A 16,238-nucleotide genomic window follows, 5' to 3' on the forward strand; every position below is an offset into this window, starting at 1 on the left:
TGATACAATGACAACAGTTTCCGATACGGAAGGGATGGACATAACGATGGATTTAACGCAAGCAAGCGCAGCCAACATGGAATATATGATTGAAGCAATCAAAACGAAACTGCGGATGGCCAGTGGAGCTGCCATGCAGGCTTCGTCTTTCCCACTTGAGAAGTATGAAGATTTGTTTGACCTGTATGAAATGGTCCTAAGCAAGGAACATCTGAGTATCTCTGAAGTGGAAGCCGTCGCTTCCGAACTGGGTAATCTCCGCAAGTCCTAGGGCTGCATCGCCCATGGAACGTTGAGTGGCTCCTTTATGAAGGCAGCTACCACAAGCTGTACAAAAAGGACCTGTTCTCCACATCACAGTGGAGAACAGGTCCTTTTGCAGCTATTTTTTTTCGTCAAGGCAAATCCACCAATACAAATTCAGCTGTCTCGCTGCCTGTACCTGTAATTTGCAGATCACAGCTTTTGCGGATTCGTGCAGCATCACCCGGCTTGAGATTGAAGTTGCCGTCTGAACATACAATCTCGATATGGCCACTAATCAGGAAGAGATGTGTACGCCGATCTTCATGTTGAGGGTACATTAATTTTTTACCGGATTCCAGGTGGGACAGATAGCAAGTTACATCCTGTGAAATTGGCAATGCTCCCTCTGTTCCTTCTCCCCCTTGTCCCGATACAATCGGGCAAAGACGGTTCAGATGCTCCTCAGCCTCTACACGACGATTGGTATACGAGGGCTTCAGCATGCGCTGGGATGGCAGGAACCACATCTGTAGGAAACGTACCGGTTCATCCTCGGACGGGTTAGTCTCTGAATGCTCTACCCCGGTACCCGCACTCATGACCTGAACCGTTCCCGCTTCCAACAATTGCTCCGTTCCCATGCTATCCGTATGTTTCAATGTACCTGATATGACATAACTAACAATCTCCAAGTCATGATGTGGATGTCGCTTAAAGCCTTCCTGCGGCATCAGTGTGTTGTCATTATGAGCCAGAAGACAGCCAAAATGGGCATTGCTTGGATCATCATAGTCCGCAAAGGAAAAGCTGAATTCACTGTGTATCCAACCTCGATCCGACGTGTGCCTTTCTTCCGATGTCACTACTTTAATCATGTTCATCCACCTCCAAGAGTTTAGAGCTGCCGCATTATCGCAGCAGTTCTTGCGTGTATATTTAGAATTCTATAGATCAATACCAGTTGGTATGTCATCTTTACCCGTGGTCCGGGAATTCTAATCACGCCCCTTGCTTATGGTTATACGCTTTCTTCAGGTGAGTGAAGCTTGAATTCAATCTCTGCCCGCCCCACGATTTTACCAGCGTCGTTCCGAATGTCAGGTGGATATAGTTCTGCCAGTCGTTCAATGGTTTTCCGATTGCTATAGCCAATCTGCTCCAGAATGGATTGGGCAATATTGGCCCATTCTTCTTCTGAACCGTCAAGCACTTTGAACGTAATTCCGAGGCGTTCCTTTTTCAGGGCAAAACCAAACACACCCTTAAAGCCCCCCTTAGCTACAATGTTGCTATCTTCTAGCAGCACGGAATCCACACGCTTCGTTCCTCCTACCATTAACGGATATTCGTTCATGGCTCCAGTGATGGTCTCTACCGCGGAGCGTGTAGACGGGTCCTCGATCAGATCCGGGCAAGCCAGCTTCAGATATGCGTTCGACAATGCCGACAATGGCAACGAAAATACCGGAAAGCCGCAGCCATCCGTCCCAAGTTTAATCTCTTGCTGCTCAATCCCTGCCATATAGGCCATGGTCTCCAGAATTTCGCGCTGTACCGGATGTTCTGGCTCTGCATAACTTCCCAAATCGGCCTGTTTCATCTGAGTGTATGCGAGAACGCCCAGATGTTTACCGGAGCAGTTGTGGAGGATACGACGCTTCTCTCCTTGAGATCGCAGCCATTGATTTCGGCTTTCTTCATTGAGGGGGTAACTCGGTGCGCAAATCAAGCACCCTTCACCCAATCCTATTTTGCTTTCGATCTGTTCCAGCACCTGAATATGCATCGGTTCAGATCGGTGCGAGGAAGACATAATCGCAATCTCCTGGGCTGTCAGACCATAATGCCCGGCAATACCAGCACGAATCCCCGGAATGGCCTGAAAAGGCTTGGCGGATGAACGGGTAAACGCTCTAAAATGAGGGTCTCCGGCTGAATATACAACATTTCCGTTCTCATCCGTAATGCTTATGTGTCCGTAATGGGCGCATTCCATGACGCCCGCACGGTATTCTTTAATTAACAGGGCACTCTCCATGCGAGTTCTCTCCTTTATACTCCCGAATTCATCTCTGCTTTGCGTCACGACGCCGCATGGGATATCTTAAATAGTATAGTACAAAAGCGACGTTTTTACAGTTTTTTCGACAGACATTTCGGGTAATCCTTTATCGATCTTTATCTACCCACTACCATCACTGAAGGAGATATTCATTTATGTTGCGCAAAACGCATTACCCCACTTCCGGGTTAGCTCGCAAAACTTCGGTACGTCCACTGTTCAGTTGGGCTGGTGTCGGAATTATAGCCAGCGTTTCGGTCGTCTTCTTGCTGGCGGCTCTGGGAGCACTGCTGGGTACCGATGCTGTCCTTTCATTGGATGACCGTATCCAGCAGTTATTTTATCTGAACTCGGATTCACGTCTTCATCTGCTGCCTTTCATCTCATTCATTACTGCGCTCGGTTCTTTCAGACTTTCTGCCATCGCAGCCATCGGTTTTTCCATTCTATTCTTGTGGCAGCGCCGTCCCCGTTTCCTCATATATGGATATGCGTTACTCAGCAGTTTTGCCATGATGTGGATTCTCAACACCTTATTGAAGGAAATATTCAGGCGCAGCAGACCTGAGCTGGAACATCTGCTCGTTGTTCATGGATATAGTTTTCCAAGTGGTCATGCGATGATCTCAATGGGGTTTTATGGCATGCTCTTTGTCATCTGGGCGATTGAACGACATCAACGTGAGTCTGCCGTTGCTCTGCCTGTCCTTTGCGGAATCATATTTATATTCCTGGTCGGCCTTAGCCGTATCATGCTGGGTGTACATTTTCCAACCGATGTTTTCGCCGGATTTGCTGCTGGACTGACTTGGATCTTCTGCATGATAAAAGGGATTCAACGTTCCGTCTGAATTATATTATCCTACAATTTCCAGTACATCTCTCCCTACATTGATTGTTTCACCTTGAAGCACAGCGTTTATATACGAAGTAAGCAAACGCGAACAGACACCATCCTACATCAAGCACAAGGAGGCGGTTGTTATGTGGGGTATTATTATCAGCATTGTGATGGCCATCATTATCGGTGTAATCGGTGATGCACTTGCCGGTCATAACATGCCTGGAGGAATTATCGGTGCAATGGTTGCCGGATTTGCCGGAGCCTGGCTGGGAGCACTCTTGCTTGGTAACTGGGGACCAGTCATCGGTAACTTTGCCGTAATTCCTGCCATCATTGGTACAGCAGTCTTTGTCTTTTTGCTAGGGCTTGTGTCCAGACTATTCAGACAGGCTGCCTGATCGGTTAACAAGGTGTTCGTTGTTTCGTATCCGTTTCTTAAATTAAAGAAGGAGTGATTTGACATGAATAAAGCAGAAGAACAATATCCTGTACAAAGCGGTTCCACTTTCGCCAAAGGAATTTTCATCGGAGGTTTGCTGGGAGCAGCTGCAGCACTACTCTTTGCCCCTAAACCAGGACGCGAATTGCGTGGTGACCTTTCCGAGAAAGTGGGGATCGTAACAGATCGCACAAAAGAAGTTGCAGCGGTTGTTGGTGATAAAGCTTCCGAACTGGCTAAAACGGTCTCTTCCAAAACTTCTGATATTGCAAAAACGGTAAACCAAGGACGTAATGACGTTATGGACTCCGTAAGAAAAGCTTCCGCTGATGTGGCGAATGAAGCATCCAAAGCATCGGAAGAAGTGGCAACTGCTTCCGTAGAAGCCAAGGAAGATGTACGTAAAGAAATAAACTCGACCAGCCTGTAAGGCTTTGGATCGAGTAACCAATAGCCAGCTGTATTCCAGCTGGCTATTTTTTATCCACTGCGAGATTAAAGGAGGAAGAACATGAGTAAAGTCACAATGAATGGCAATACGCCTATTACCGGAGCAAAACCCGCACAACAGTATGATACCAGCGAACACCCTTTTGAATTGCGTCATGAGGTCAAACGTCTGAACACACGGCTGGATCAGATTGCAGACAGTCTGGAAAAATCTCAAATCAAGGATATTATCGAAAACTACAGCAGTCCCAAAAAACGCATCATTACCAACTTTACCGCTGGTATGGCACGTGGTTTGGGTTTGACGGTAGGGACCTTCGTCGTTCTTGGTCTGCTCGCTTTTATTCTCAGTCAATTCGTGAACATGCCGATTGTGGGACAATATATCGCTGACTTACTGGGATACATTGAAGATTATAAAAAATAAAAGGTACAGGGTGAGGCTTGCAAAGTCATCGCCTTCGTTTGCCATTGGCACGCTTCTCTGTTTCTTTGGCCGACGGCTGAGAGGCCTTCACTTTAAGCAAATCCCCTGTCCAGCCCTTCATCATCATCCATACATACATGCCGATCATGCTAATGATTATGAGTGCAAGGACGAGTACCACACCCCATGTTTTGTCGATCCAAGGTAAATTCTCGAAGTTCATTCCCCATATGGCTCCTGCAGCCGTTGCGGGCGTGAATACCGAGGTCACAAGGGTCAGCGTCTTCATAATCTCATTGCCCCGCACTCCTGAAATGGCATTATCAATGGAGATTAGTGTATCAATCTCTGTCTCATAATGTTTGAATAAACGCTCCATCCGTTCGATCCGGTGCTGAAGCTGCTGAAAAAAACGATTCTCTTTCAATTCATCCAGGTAGGCTTCCCTGGCGGCGGCCATCAGCTCAGAATACGGAATGAACAGGTTGCTCCAATACAGGAGCTCAAATCTGGCCGCAAGTATCTGATCCATCAACGTGCGAGCATTGCGGGATTCCATCGTCCGCTCCAATTCCCTCAGATTCATTTCAAAATGATCCATACCCACATGGTAATAATGCAATATCGCACGAAAGAGCACAAACATGCCGTCCCGGGCTTCACTGCACTGTTGTAACATGGCGGCACGTTCACCTGTGTTCATAATGCCTCTGGTATTGTCATCTACGTTCAAGGTAACCAGTCTTTCTTGATCCACATAGAAAAACATCTGATTATCTTTACGTTGATCGTTTCTTTCATTCTTAACTGCATATAATAATGACCCGAATATCACGGGCTCCGTGCCGTTCATGAAGCGGACGGACAGGTAGTTGGACTCTACCTCCGGTATTTTGCGAAGCCAGTACTGCATCTCTGGAAATGCGTTCGTTAGTTCCTCCAGGGCGTCAGCCATGCTCTCCTGATCCGGTGCCACCCAATCCCACCATTCCCAATGGTCTGAGTAGGTAGCCTTGTCCCGACGCGCTTCCAGCTTGACTTGATCCACCATCACAAACATCCACTCCTGCATTCATACTGTTCATTTAAGAAATCATTGATCCCAAAAAAGGACACGTATGCATTCCATTGGAATCACGTGTCCTTCTTTATGCCGTGCTCAATATCATCACTGATCTGCATCTCATAATAATGAAGCGTTCGACATAATCTGTTTTAATTTCTCAGTGGCTCGCTTCTGGATACGGGATACACTCATTTGGGATACTCCCAGTTTCTGAGCAATTGCCCGCTGCGACTGACCATCCTGAAATGCCAAAATAAGCACCTTTTGTTCCTGTTCCTTCAACTGTCCCAATGCCTGCTGCAAGTCCATCCGCTTCTCAACCGAATCGAAGTCATTCACATCAGAACTGATCAGTTCACCCAAAGTAGCTGCACTCTCATCCTGTGATAGCGGAGAATCCAGTGACACATAGTGGTAACATTCCCGACCAGCCAAGACTTCGATGGTTTCCTCAGGGGTTAAATCAAGGTATTCAGCAATCTCGTTCACACCTGGTGAACGCTCCAGCTTCACTGTCAATTCATCAATGGCATGCTGGACAAGTGCTCCCTTTTCCTTAATTCTGCGGGGCACCTGAATATACCAGGACTTGTCCCTCAAATAATTTTTCATATGACCGATCATACTCTTCATGGCATAAGGTTCAAACGGAATACCGAGATTGATATCGTATTGCTTCAGCAAACGAATCAGAGCCATCTGCCCGGTCTGATACAAATCCTCATACAGATCGGGTCGATTCCGCGCAATTTTACCTGCTGCCATCTTCACCATCGGTTCATATTTGCGGATAAGAACTGTTGCAATTTCGTTATCCTGGGTTTGCTGGTATTCCCAGATCAAACCTATAGCTTCAGACATGGACTCTGGGGGAGTCACTTTTTCATTCATACTTTCTCCTCACTTCTTGCAAGACGTTTTACGAGTACTACTTTCGTACCTTTGCCCGTCTCACTTTCCACACTGACATCGTCCATCAGAGCTTGCATCAGGTAAAATCCAAGTCCACCGATTTGGGCATCTGTCAGCTCTTTGTCGTGAAGGCCTGAACGGGATACCGCCGGGTTAATGTTCTCGAAGCTGGCTCCTTCATCTTTGACGGTGATAGCCAGCGTGTCACTATCCACTTCGAACACAACCTCAACCATGCCGCCTTCGTGTGAGTAAGCATACAGTACAGAGTTGTTACAAGCCTCGGATACAGCAACCTTCATATCCTCAATGTCCTCATAAGAAAATCCCATTTTGGACGCAACACCATATAAATTGAGCCTTACAATATCAACGTAATCAGCTGTCGCCGGTAAATTAAGGGTGACTCTTTGAACTTCTGCATTCATTCCTTTTTCGATCCTTTCCTATTGGGAATTCTTCTGTGAGACAAAGAATTTGGCAATACCCGTCATATCAAAAAGTTTCTGAATTTGCGCAGGAACTTCCTGTACTTCAAAGCGAGCTTCCATTCCATGCCGTGCTTTCAGAACAGATAACAGGATACCAATTCCTGTACTATCAATGTACTTCAAATCTTGCATGTTAATGATCAAATCTTGTTCCTTGTTGTCCACTAAGGGCTCCATTACCAAACGGAATTCAGGAGCAACCGACAAATCCAGTTCGCCAGTCAGATACACCGTGCATACGCCGTCATGTGTTTCTGTTCTTGCATTGAATTTTTCATTTTTATTTGTATTCATTAGACATCTCTCTCCTGATCAATGGTTTCTTTACCTAATAACCCATCTACAGCCCATATGAAACAGTAATCGAATTAGCAAATATTTCAATTAGCCTGATTTATGGCCGATCTATTGGATTTGAACGATTGCCTTTCTTCCTGAAATCGGGACAACTTCTGTTTCACATTGCCCATTTTCACAGGTTTGCTGATGTAATCGTCCATACCTACAGTGGAACAGCGCTGTTGAATACCATCCATGACATTGGCGGTCATTGCTACAATAACCGGCTGCTGGTCTTGAGGAAGGCTCTCACGAATTCTGCGAGTACACTCCAATCCATCCATCACGGGCATTTGTAAGTCCATAAATATATAGTCATAATTGCGGTTCGCCAGAACCATCTCCAGCGCTTTCTTGCCATCTTCAGCGATATCTGCGATGAGTCCAAGCTTGCCCAGCATAATGGACATCAGCTTCTGATTAATAGGGTGATCATCGACAATTAATACGCTTGGATGCATTTCATCATTTTTTTTAATGTCCGTAAGCTGATCTTCCCCCATACCTTTCGTCAGCTCCTTCTCGACATACCGCTGCGCCTGAATGGTAAATACAAACGTTGCACCACGCAGTTCCGATGTATCCAGATATATCTGACCACCCATCATTTCGACGAGCGTTTTGCATATAGCGAGCCCCAGACCGGTTCCACCATACTTGCGCGTCATGGATGTATCCAGTTGGGAAAACGGCTGAAACAGACGGTTTACTTTATCTGGTGCTATACCTATTCCTGTATCTTTTACAGCAAACTCCAGCGTCATTCGCCCGTCTTTTTCCTCATTAACGGATACGATCAGATACACGCCGCCATGGTCCGTGAACTTGATCGCATTGGCAATCAGATTCAACAAGACCTGGCGCAGCCTAGCCATATCTCCATAGATCAGCTCGGGTACCGAATCTTCCAGGAAATATTCCAGCTCAATATTCTTTTTGCCAGCTTCTACCGTGAACAGTCTCAGCACTTCACGAATACAGGAAACAAGTTCGAACGGATGCTCTTCAAGCTCCATTTTGCCGGATTCCATCTTGGTGAAATCAAGAATATCGTTAATCACCGTAACGAGTGCATCGGCACTGCGACGAACAATGTCCGCGTATTCCTTCTGATCTTCCTTCAGATCCGTTTCCATCAACAGATCAACCATACCGATAACACCATTCATCGGCGTGCGAATCTCATGACTCATCATGGCAAGGAACTCGGTCTTCGCGTTTGCCGCGATTTCCGCTTCCTCTTTGGCCTGAATGAGCTGCTGATTCATTTTCTCCAGTTCCTGCGTCTTTTGATGCAGCAGCATCGTCTGTGTTTTCAAACGTTTATTCGTGATAAACATTTCTACAAAGCCCTCGATTTTGGATTTCAAAATCTGAGGGATAAATGGCTTGACCATATAATCAATGGCCCCTGCGGAATAACCTGCAAATAAATGCTCTGCCTCTCTGCTATTTGCAGAGATGAAAATAATCGGCACGTCCTTGGACTTGTCACGCGCCTTAATTAACTTTGCTGTCTCAATTCCGTCCATCCCAGGCATCTGCACATCCAGCACAATGACCGCAAATTCGTCTTTCAGCAAACAGCGAAGTGCCTCTTCCCCGGAGGTTGCCTTGACGAGCTTGTACTGTTCCGATTCCAGAACCGCTTCGAGAGCGAGCAGGTTCTCGGGGCGGTCATCTACCAATAATATGTGGATTGGTTCATTGAGCCCCATGACTAAGCCTAACCCCCTATTTAATCTTCCGGTATATTTTTTCCGTCCGGTCTAACGGCTCGTAGGCATCGCTGAATTCCGTAAAATGTATCGATTCTTTAGACCCCAGAACTAGGATGCCGAAGTGGCTCAAACTTTCATGAAAAAGTCCGTGCACATGGTTTCGCAATTCATCATTGAAATAAATCATGACATTGCGGCAGAAGATTACATTAAACTCGTTAAATGACCGGTCTGTTGCCAAATTATGTTCGGCAAAAATAATATTTTTCCGTAGATAAGGATGAAATATAACGGAATTATATTTCGCGGTGTAATACTCCGAGAATGCACGGGTGCCCCCGGCTTCCAGATAATTTGTAGTATATAATTTCATTTTCTCAATGCCATATACGCCTTCCTTGGCCTGCTGCAATGAGCGATCGTTCATATCGGTTGCGTATATTCTTGCCTTGTCGTACAGTCCTTCCTCATGCAGCATAATCGCCATGGAATAGACTTCTTCCCCTGTAGAACAGCCAGCATGCCATATCCGGATGTATGGATAAGTCCTCAGTATAGGAATAATCTGTTCCCTGAAGAATCGAAACAAAGATGGATCACGAAACATTTCCGTTACAGGGATGGACAAATTCTGTACAAAACGATCAAATACAGAACGGTCATGCAGCACCCTTTCCTGTAAACCAGAAATGGTCTTCAATCCTTCGGCATGTACGTAATGCCAGATTCTGCGTCTTAACGACGGTAATGCGTAGTTCCTGAAATCATATCCATATAAACGGTGCATACCTTCCAATAGCAACTCGATCTCGATCAGTTCACGCTCTTCATCTTGCGGCATGCGGATCGATTCTGCCTCCGCCTCGGTAGGTTCCCACGGTGTCATATTTTCTCTCCACTTCTTCATTTGTTACTTGCGTAATAGATGTATTGTCCTTCATTACCCAAACTATCGGGTTACGAATACAGCCATACCCGCATCAGGGATAACAATTGATCCGTTTGGATCGGTTTTTTTACATAATCGGATGCTCCAGCCTCAATACACTTGCCTCGATCCTCTTTCATCGCTTTTGCGGTTAAGGCGATAATTGGCAGTTTTTCGAATTTCGGTATCTGTCTGATCCGTGTCATCGCCTCATAACCGTCCATTTCCGGCATCATCATGTCCATTAATACCAGATCGATTTCCGGGTTTTTATCCAGAATCTCCAAAGCTTCACGACCGTTCTCCGCAAATGTGACATCCATGCGATAACCTTCAAGCACGCTTGAAAGGGCAAATACATTACGGATGTCGTCATCCACTAACAATATTTTCTTTCCTTCAAACAAGGTTTCCTTGTTATGCAGCTTCTGCAGAATTCGACGTTTGTCTTCCGGCAGGTTAGCTTCTACCCGGTGCAAGAACAAGGTCGTCTCATCGAGCAGACGTTCAGGTGATTTCACGTCCTTGATGATAATGGACTCTGCGTATTTGCGAAGCTTCATCTCTTCTTTGCTGTCCAGCTCTTTACCTGTATAAATAATGATTGGCAGATCATTCAGATACTGATCGTCCCGAATCTGGTCAAGCAGCTCGAATCCGGTCATATCTGTCAGCATCAAGTCCAGAACCATGCAGTCATAGCGTTGGCTGTGCAATTCATTCAAGGCTTCACTGCCAGTGGACACTGCTGTAATAGCGACATCATCGTGGCCGATCAGTTCAATGATGGCTTTCCGCTGTATTTCATCATCTTCCACAATCAATAGACGTTTCAGTTGATTTTCTGTATAGGATTCGATATGCGAGAAAGCTTTATCCAGCGAATCTTTACTGGAAGGTTTTTTCAAATAAGCAATGGCACCCATCATCAACCCTTGCTTCATATCATCAATTACCGAAATAACATGTACCGGGATATGACGTGTCGCCGAGCTGCTTTTCAGCTCACCCAGAATCGTCCAGCCATCCATCACAGGCAACTGAATATCGAGGATGATCGCATCCGGCAAATATTGACGGGCCATTTCGAGTCCTTTGTCTCCCTGAAGCGCCACAATAGCCTTAAATCCTCTGCCTCTCGCCATATCCATTAAAATGTGCGCAAAATTCACATCGTCCTCAATGATGAGTAGAATTTTGTCACCTTCCAAGAGGTTTTCCTGATCATCCTCCAATATTACAGGTACAGGTGAGTCGGATGGAGGCAGCTCCATAATTGAAATGCTTTCCGGGTCAGGTGTCAGTACGGTCTGTCTGCCCGAACGCATCGTCCGTGAGTCTCTTACTGACTTATCAATCTCAGAAGAAGCAGCGGCTTCTCTTGCCGCGTCGTCCACCTGAACTTCCTCTTCGTGATTATCCGGCAGGAACAAGGTAAAGCTGCTGCCCACACCTTCGGAAGACTCTACCTGAATAGCTCCCCCAAGCAGACGGGCAAGTTCGCGACTTATGGACAAACCCAGACCCGTTCCACCATATTTACGGCTGGTTGTACCGTCCACCTGCTGGAATGCTTCAAAGATCAGATCCGTCTTGTCGGAAGGAATTCCAATCCCGGTATCCTTCACGGTGAAGCCTACATATTCCTGGTTCGTATTCAGATACCCAGGAAGATCTTCTTTCTTCATCTTCCGTCCAATCAGGCTTACAGATCCCCGGTTGGTAAACTTGAACGCGTTCGACAACAGATTCCGCAAAATCTGTTTAACGCGATGGCTGTCGGTATATACCCATTCCGGCAAATTATTGTCGAACTCAATGTTCAGGCTGAGTTCTTTTTTATTCGCCATCGGGCCAAAATTCTGTTGAACAAAGCTGGTCAGTTCTTCCATCCGCATCGTTTCATAATTGATATCCATTTTGCCTGCATCCACTTTGGACAGATCCAAAATTTCATCAATCATTTTCAGCAAGTCCGCACCGGACATATAGATCGTCTGAGCATACTCCTGCTGTTTAACACTCAGGTTTCCATCCTTGTTCTCCGATAACAATTGGGACAGGATCAGAAGACTGTTAAGGGGTGTACGCAGTTCATGCGACATGTTTGCCAAAAATTCCGACTTGTACTTGCTTGTCATCGACAATTGCATCGCTTGCTGTTCCAACTGGGTTTTGGTTTTCTCAATCTCGTCGTTCTTCTCTTCCACTTCACGAACCTGTTCTTCCAGTGCGCGAGTCTTGGCAATCAGTTCGGTATTAAAGTGCTCTAATTCTTCCTGTTGACGCTGTAACAGCTCTTCAGAACGTTTGAGAGCTCCCGTCTGTTCTTCCAGATTTTCATTAGAACGGCGCAATTCCTCTTGCTGTGTCTGAAGCTCTTCAGACTGCACCTGCAATTCCTCTGTGAGCGCCTGGGATTCACGCAGCAGTTCTTCCACTCGCAAACGACGACGAACGTTGTTGAGAATGACGCCCAGATTCATAATCAGCTGTGAGAACAACTGTGTATGCAAATTGGTGAACCCTTCAAATGAAGCCAGTTCGACAACACCAATCAGTTCATCCTCAAATACGACAGGATAGATCATCACACCAGAAGCACGCGATGATCCCGTTGCTGATCCGATGTCCACATAATCCTCTGGCGTTTTATCCAGAATAATTGGCGCCATATCCAATGCGGCTTGACCAATCAATCCCTCGCCAATACGGTAAACCTCTTTGCCAACATCTTTATTCTCTTCAAACGCGTAGGCACCATACCGTCTCAATTCGTCCGGATGTTTCTCTTCATCGATCAGGTATACGACACCCAGTTGAGCTCCAAGCACAGGTGTGAATTCACTGATAAACATCTGTGAGATCTGGCGAATCGATCCTATCCCCCGCAATAATTCCGGAACTCTGGCTATGTTGGAACTCATCCAGTTCTGATCCTGCTGCGCTTGTAGATAAGCTTTCTCAACTTCCAGTTTTTCTTCCAAATCATTGGAGACATCCTTGAACACACTGGCAATCTGACCAATTTCGTCGGTAGACTTCACCTGTATGCGGCGAATGGTCCGATAACGGCCTTTTCCAAAGCTGGTGATCATCATGGACACGGTATTCAGCCCCCGTGTAATACTTGGCAGCACCCACATAATGACACCCAATGCAAGTAACAATCCGGCAATCATGATGGCTACGGTAATCTGAACCGCGCGCATATAGGCTGCATTCGCATCTTTAATCTCGGTATCTATCTCCTGGTCCTGAAAACGGGACAAGGCATTCAAGCTATCTACAGCTTCCTTCTGCACCGCCAAGCCGGTTGAATTCCGGTAGTTATTGGCATCTTCCACCCGATTCTGGGACATTAAGCTGACCTGTCTCGCGGCATAAGCATTGTAAGCTTCCCAGGCCGTATTCACACGATCTACCAGTTGGTGCTCTGGTGCACTGTCTGCCCGGTCCCGCACTTCCTCAAGGTATCCTTTGCCCTTTTCCTGCATGGCCTTCAAATCACTGTCTGCGGCACTAATTGAATTGTTGGGATTCAGCAACAAGTTAGCCAGCACTTTGGCTATATCATTAACCTCTCCACGTGCAGCAGAAGTATATCTGACTTTAAGGTATCGCTCCTGATACATCTGATCGAGCTGTTTATTGCTGCTGTTCAGCCGTTCGTAACTCACAAACGTAAGCACGATCATGATAGCCATCAGAGCGGTAAAGCCAATCAGCAGTTTATTTCTGATTTTCATTCAGCTTCGACCCCTTTATTTAAGGTAATCCACACCAAACATTTATCATCATCCCGCTCCTGCAGAATTTCATCATCGAAGAACAACGCCTGCATGGCCGCTTCATCCCACTGGTGGGAACCCGCCAGATGTTCCTTCAGAAATGCCTGCTGCATTTCCTGATCACCTTGAACAGCTTCAGTCAGCCCATCTGTATAAAGTGCAATGTGACCATCACCCTCATAGTGAATCGTCTGTGGTTCAATATCCATTTTGTCGAACAGTCCTACAGGACAGCAGACGCTGTCAAACGTTGTCACACTTCCGTCGTGACGGAAAAAGAGTGCTGGCGGATGGCCTGCGTTAACATAATCAATCCGCTTCATGCGTGTATCTACGACCAGATATATCGCTGTAAAATAGTACTGTACCAGCTGTTTTTCCAGATGCAACTGATTAAAGCGACGATTCAGCTCCTGAATAACTTTTTCCGGGTCCACATACGTTGTAACCGTGTCTTTCAACACGGAAGCAATAAACATGGTAAATAGGGATGAAGATATCCCATGCCCCATCATATCCAGCAGTAGTACCCCATATCTGCCTTCGCCAAGCGGGTACCATGAATACAGATCACCCGCCAGCTCAAAGGAAGGCTTATAAATGGCATTAACGTGAAACAACGGGTCTTCAATAGCGGGACTTAACACAGCATTCTGTACCATCGCCGCAAGCTTCAGCTCATCCTGAATCCGCTGATCACGCTCTTTATGCCAGTCCTTCTCCTGCTTCAGACGAAGCGCAAGACGGATTCTGGCCATCAGTTCGACTTTGTTAATCGGTTTGGTCACATAATCGGATGCCCCTGCATCGAGCGCCTCGGCCAATTTCTTGGAATCTCCGATCGCGGTTACCATAATAATAGGTATATCCTTGAGATTTTCGAATTTCTGCACAATACTGCATGCTTCGATTCCATCCATCTCCGGCATCATCATATCTAGCAAAATCAGGTCAATATCCGACGGCTTGGGACGAAGTTCATTGTTTTCCTCACCAATCCCTAGGATCTCAAACATCTCCATAGCAGAACTTGCCGTTACAATGTCACGATAGTTTTCTTTTTTCAGAATTTCTCGAATGATAATGACATTCGTCGGATTGTCGTCAACAATAAGTATTCTCATTTCTATCTCCTTATCTGTGGCGTCCGGGTTTGTCGATTCTTATCAGGTCAGCTAACAACCTTAATTATACAAATTTCGCATACAACACAGCGGTAGACATAATAATTCCTAGTATAACTATAATCGTATCATCAGAAAACTTCTATCAGTAAATGGCACCATCGCAGGAGAATTCACCCGCTCGCTACCCTGTTTTTGCTGCGTTCTGATCCCGCTTCCAAACTTGCAAAAACATAGATAAGGAATGGGGATATCCCCATTCCTTATCTATGTTTTTGGTTAAGCATTTTGCGTCATCAACTAGAAAGCTCTTTTGATTGATGCAAGATACTCTCTTCTGAAGCTTGTCCCTATTTAGAAGGCTCCAGCTTACGTGTGTGTATCGGCAAAGCTATTCTTTCTTTTTGGCAATCACAAGTACTTTGCCTTTATCGAGTTCACTCTCATAAAAATCTGCCTCAGCTTCGGTGAAGCCCATCGAAACAATTTTGGCCCGAAGTTCATCACCGCGGGAGCGGAACAGATTCGCCAAGGAATCAAATACGCCTTCTTCCTTGATGCCAATCTCTTTGGCATCTGCCGTATCAGCAATCCGATCTGTACGATCCTTTTCATGGGCTAGAACGAAGATATGATCAGCAAGGTATCCGGTAATCTGCAATTCTTTCACCGCTTCTACCGCTTGGACTCCGTTTTCTACCACTTTTGCATAAGCTTGCGCATTGGTTGAATTCATCGTTTCCACTCTCCTCTGATTTGATCTTCTTTATCGAGCTACTTAGTATATAACCATACGATATCGGGTTGAAACGCTTCTGGAATAACCAATCCTAGGAAGCCGATTCATCAAAGAGGTCTATTCCTTCAATATGATTGGAGCCTGGCTTCATATATACCTTCAGCGCCTGACTTCCCCGCAGAAATACTTCTCCATCCTCTGCAACATCATACGGCTTGCCCAAAACATCTCGAATGGCTTCAATATTCATATCAATCCATTCCTGATTAAGCTTCAGACGTTTCTCGGAAGCATCAATATGCACGTAATTGACGACTCCTGTATCTTCACAGAACCCAACCGTTACATCTTTGAATTGATACTCAGGGCAACCCAGATATGGATCAAGTTCCTTATGAACCGGCTGGCCTTTATTGGCTAACATGTCATTCATGCTATCATCCAGAGAAATGTCATTCAGAGTCCGAAAGTGCTGGACAGGTCCGGATCGATCAGCAGCCAGAATAATCTCTGGTGTCTCCTCTTCCACTACCGTCCATTGCGTATCATGAGCAGCAGGTACCGCTGCCGGTTGAACGGAAAAGGGAGAAATTACGCTAAACATAACAAGCAGTAGTTTCATCATGATTCTCACCCTTTCATCAGGTTCATCACCGCTC

The 16,238-nt window shown here is 45.9% G+C and carries 17 protein-coding genes; 5 read left to right on the forward strand and 12 right to left on the reverse strand.

Annotated features, from left to right (window positions below; translation table 11 throughout):
• Positions 1-46: 46 nt before the first annotated feature.
• Complete coding sequence (locus tag MKY42_RS27725; RefSeq protein WP_090904727.1) at positions 47-271, forward strand: DUF1128 domain-containing protein; 225 nt, start codon at positions 47-49, stop codon at positions 269-271.
• A gap of 124 nt (positions 272-395) precedes the next feature.
• Here the strand turns inward: MKY42_RS27725 and MKY42_RS27730 are convergent, their stop codons facing one another.
• Together MKY42_RS27730 and MKY42_RS27735 are read right to left on the reverse strand one after the other, a co-directional pair.
• The gene (locus MKY42_RS27730) at positions 396-1,121 is read right to left on the reverse strand and encodes a pirin family protein (protein WP_339846269.1); all 726 of its coding nucleotides are present in this window, start codon (positions 1,119-1,121) and stop codon (positions 396-398) included.
• A 143-nt stretch (positions 1,122-1,264) separates the two neighbouring features.
• Positions 1,265-2,284 carry an asparaginase gene (locus MKY42_RS27735; RefSeq protein WP_339846272.1) on the reverse strand — a complete coding sequence of 340 codons (1,020 nt, stop codon included), beginning with the start codon at positions 2,282-2,284 and terminating at the stop codon, positions 1,265-1,267.
• A 179-nt stretch (positions 2,285-2,463) separates the two neighbouring features.
• On the opposite strand from MKY42_RS27735, the gene MKY42_RS27740 reads away from it, so the two are divergent.
• The 4 genes from MKY42_RS27740 to MKY42_RS27755 all read left to right on the forward strand — a co-directional run bounded on the left by MKY42_RS27740 (position 2,464) and on the right by MKY42_RS27755 (position 4,468).
• Positions 2,464-3,159, forward strand: a complete 696-nt coding sequence (locus MKY42_RS27740; RefSeq protein ID WP_179262997.1) for a phosphatase PAP2 family protein — start codon at positions 2,464-2,466, stop codon at positions 3,157-3,159.
• Positions 3,160-3,292: 133 nt separating this feature from the next.
• On the forward strand, positions 3,293-3,550 hold the full coding sequence (locus MKY42_RS27745) for a GlsB/YeaQ/YmgE family stress response membrane protein (protein WP_090904723.1): 258 nt from the start codon (positions 3,293-3,295) through the stop codon (positions 3,548-3,550).
• Positions 3,551-3,613: 63 nt separating this feature from the next.
• Complete coding sequence (locus MKY42_RS27750) at positions 3,614-4,021, forward strand: YtxH domain-containing protein (protein ID WP_090904722.1); 408 nt, start codon at positions 3,614-3,616, stop codon at positions 4,019-4,021.
• A gap of 96 nt (positions 4,022-4,117) precedes the next feature.
• A complete protein-coding gene (locus MKY42_RS27755; RefSeq protein WP_244193000.1) occupies positions 4,118-4,468 on the forward strand; it encodes a DUF5665 domain-containing protein in 351 nt (116 codons plus the stop codon).
• Between the two features lie 25 nt (positions 4,469-4,493).
• Here MKY42_RS27755 and MKY42_RS27760 read toward each other — a convergent pair whose 3' ends face one another.
• From MKY42_RS27760 to MKY42_RS27805, 10 genes are all read right to left on the reverse strand, one after another.
• The gene (locus tag MKY42_RS27760; protein ID WP_256222514.1) at positions 4,494-5,519 is read right to left on the reverse strand and encodes a magnesium transporter CorA family protein; all 1,026 of its coding nucleotides are present in this window, start codon (positions 5,517-5,519) and stop codon (positions 4,494-4,496) included.
• A gap of 132 nt (positions 5,520-5,651) precedes the next feature.
• Positions 5,652-6,425, reverse strand: a complete 774-nt coding sequence (locus MKY42_RS27765) for a sigma-70 family RNA polymerase sigma factor (RefSeq protein ID WP_024631358.1) — start codon at positions 6,423-6,425, stop codon at positions 5,652-5,654.
• The gene (rsbW, locus tag MKY42_RS27770) at positions 6,422-6,874 is read right to left on the reverse strand and encodes an anti-sigma B factor RsbW (RefSeq protein ID WP_090904720.1); all 453 of its coding nucleotides are present in this window, start codon (positions 6,872-6,874) and stop codon (positions 6,422-6,424) included. The genes MKY42_RS27765 and rsbW overlap by 4 nt, the downstream gene beginning before the upstream one ends.
• A gap of 18 nt (positions 6,875-6,892) precedes the next feature.
• Positions 6,893-7,231 (reverse strand): STAS domain-containing protein, encoded by a 339-nt coding sequence (locus MKY42_RS27775; RefSeq protein ID WP_053778980.1) that lies wholly within the window; start codon positions 7,229-7,231, stop codon positions 6,893-6,895.
• An 86-nt stretch (positions 7,232-7,317) separates the two neighbouring features.
• Positions 7,318-8,994 (reverse strand): response regulator, encoded by a 1,677-nt coding sequence (locus MKY42_RS27780; RefSeq protein WP_339846281.1) that lies wholly within the window; start codon positions 8,992-8,994, stop codon positions 7,318-7,320.
• Positions 8,995-9,010: 16 nt separating this feature from the next.
• The gene (locus MKY42_RS27785; RefSeq protein WP_177185912.1) at positions 9,011-9,883 is read right to left on the reverse strand and encodes a protein-glutamate O-methyltransferase CheR; all 873 of its coding nucleotides are present in this window, start codon (positions 9,881-9,883) and stop codon (positions 9,011-9,013) included.
• A gap of 71 nt (positions 9,884-9,954) precedes the next feature.
• Positions 9,955-13,674 carry a response regulator gene (locus MKY42_RS27790; protein ID WP_090904718.1) on the reverse strand — a complete coding sequence of 1,240 codons (3,720 nt, stop codon included), beginning with the start codon at positions 13,672-13,674 and terminating at the stop codon, positions 9,955-9,957.
• Positions 13,671-14,840, reverse strand: coding sequence for a fused response regulator/phosphatase (locus MKY42_RS27795; RefSeq protein WP_111620660.1), 1,170 nt, complete (start codon positions 14,838-14,840; stop codon positions 13,671-13,673). The genes MKY42_RS27790 and MKY42_RS27795 overlap by 4 nt, the downstream gene beginning before the upstream one ends.
• Positions 14,841-15,231: 391 nt before the next feature.
• Positions 15,232-15,576, reverse strand: coding sequence for a general stress protein (locus tag MKY42_RS27800; RefSeq protein ID WP_064640589.1), 345 nt, complete (start codon positions 15,574-15,576; stop codon positions 15,232-15,234).
• Between the two features lie 94 nt (positions 15,577-15,670).
• Positions 15,671-16,204 carry a hypothetical protein gene (locus tag MKY42_RS27805; protein WP_111620659.1) on the reverse strand — a complete coding sequence of 178 codons (534 nt, stop codon included), beginning with the start codon at positions 16,202-16,204 and terminating at the stop codon, positions 15,671-15,673.
• Positions 16,205-16,238: the final 34 nt, after the last annotated feature.

Source organism: Paenibacillus sp. FSL W7-1088 (assembly GCF_037969855.1).
Lineage (GTDB): Bacteria > Bacillota > Bacilli > Paenibacillales > Paenibacillaceae > Paenibacillus.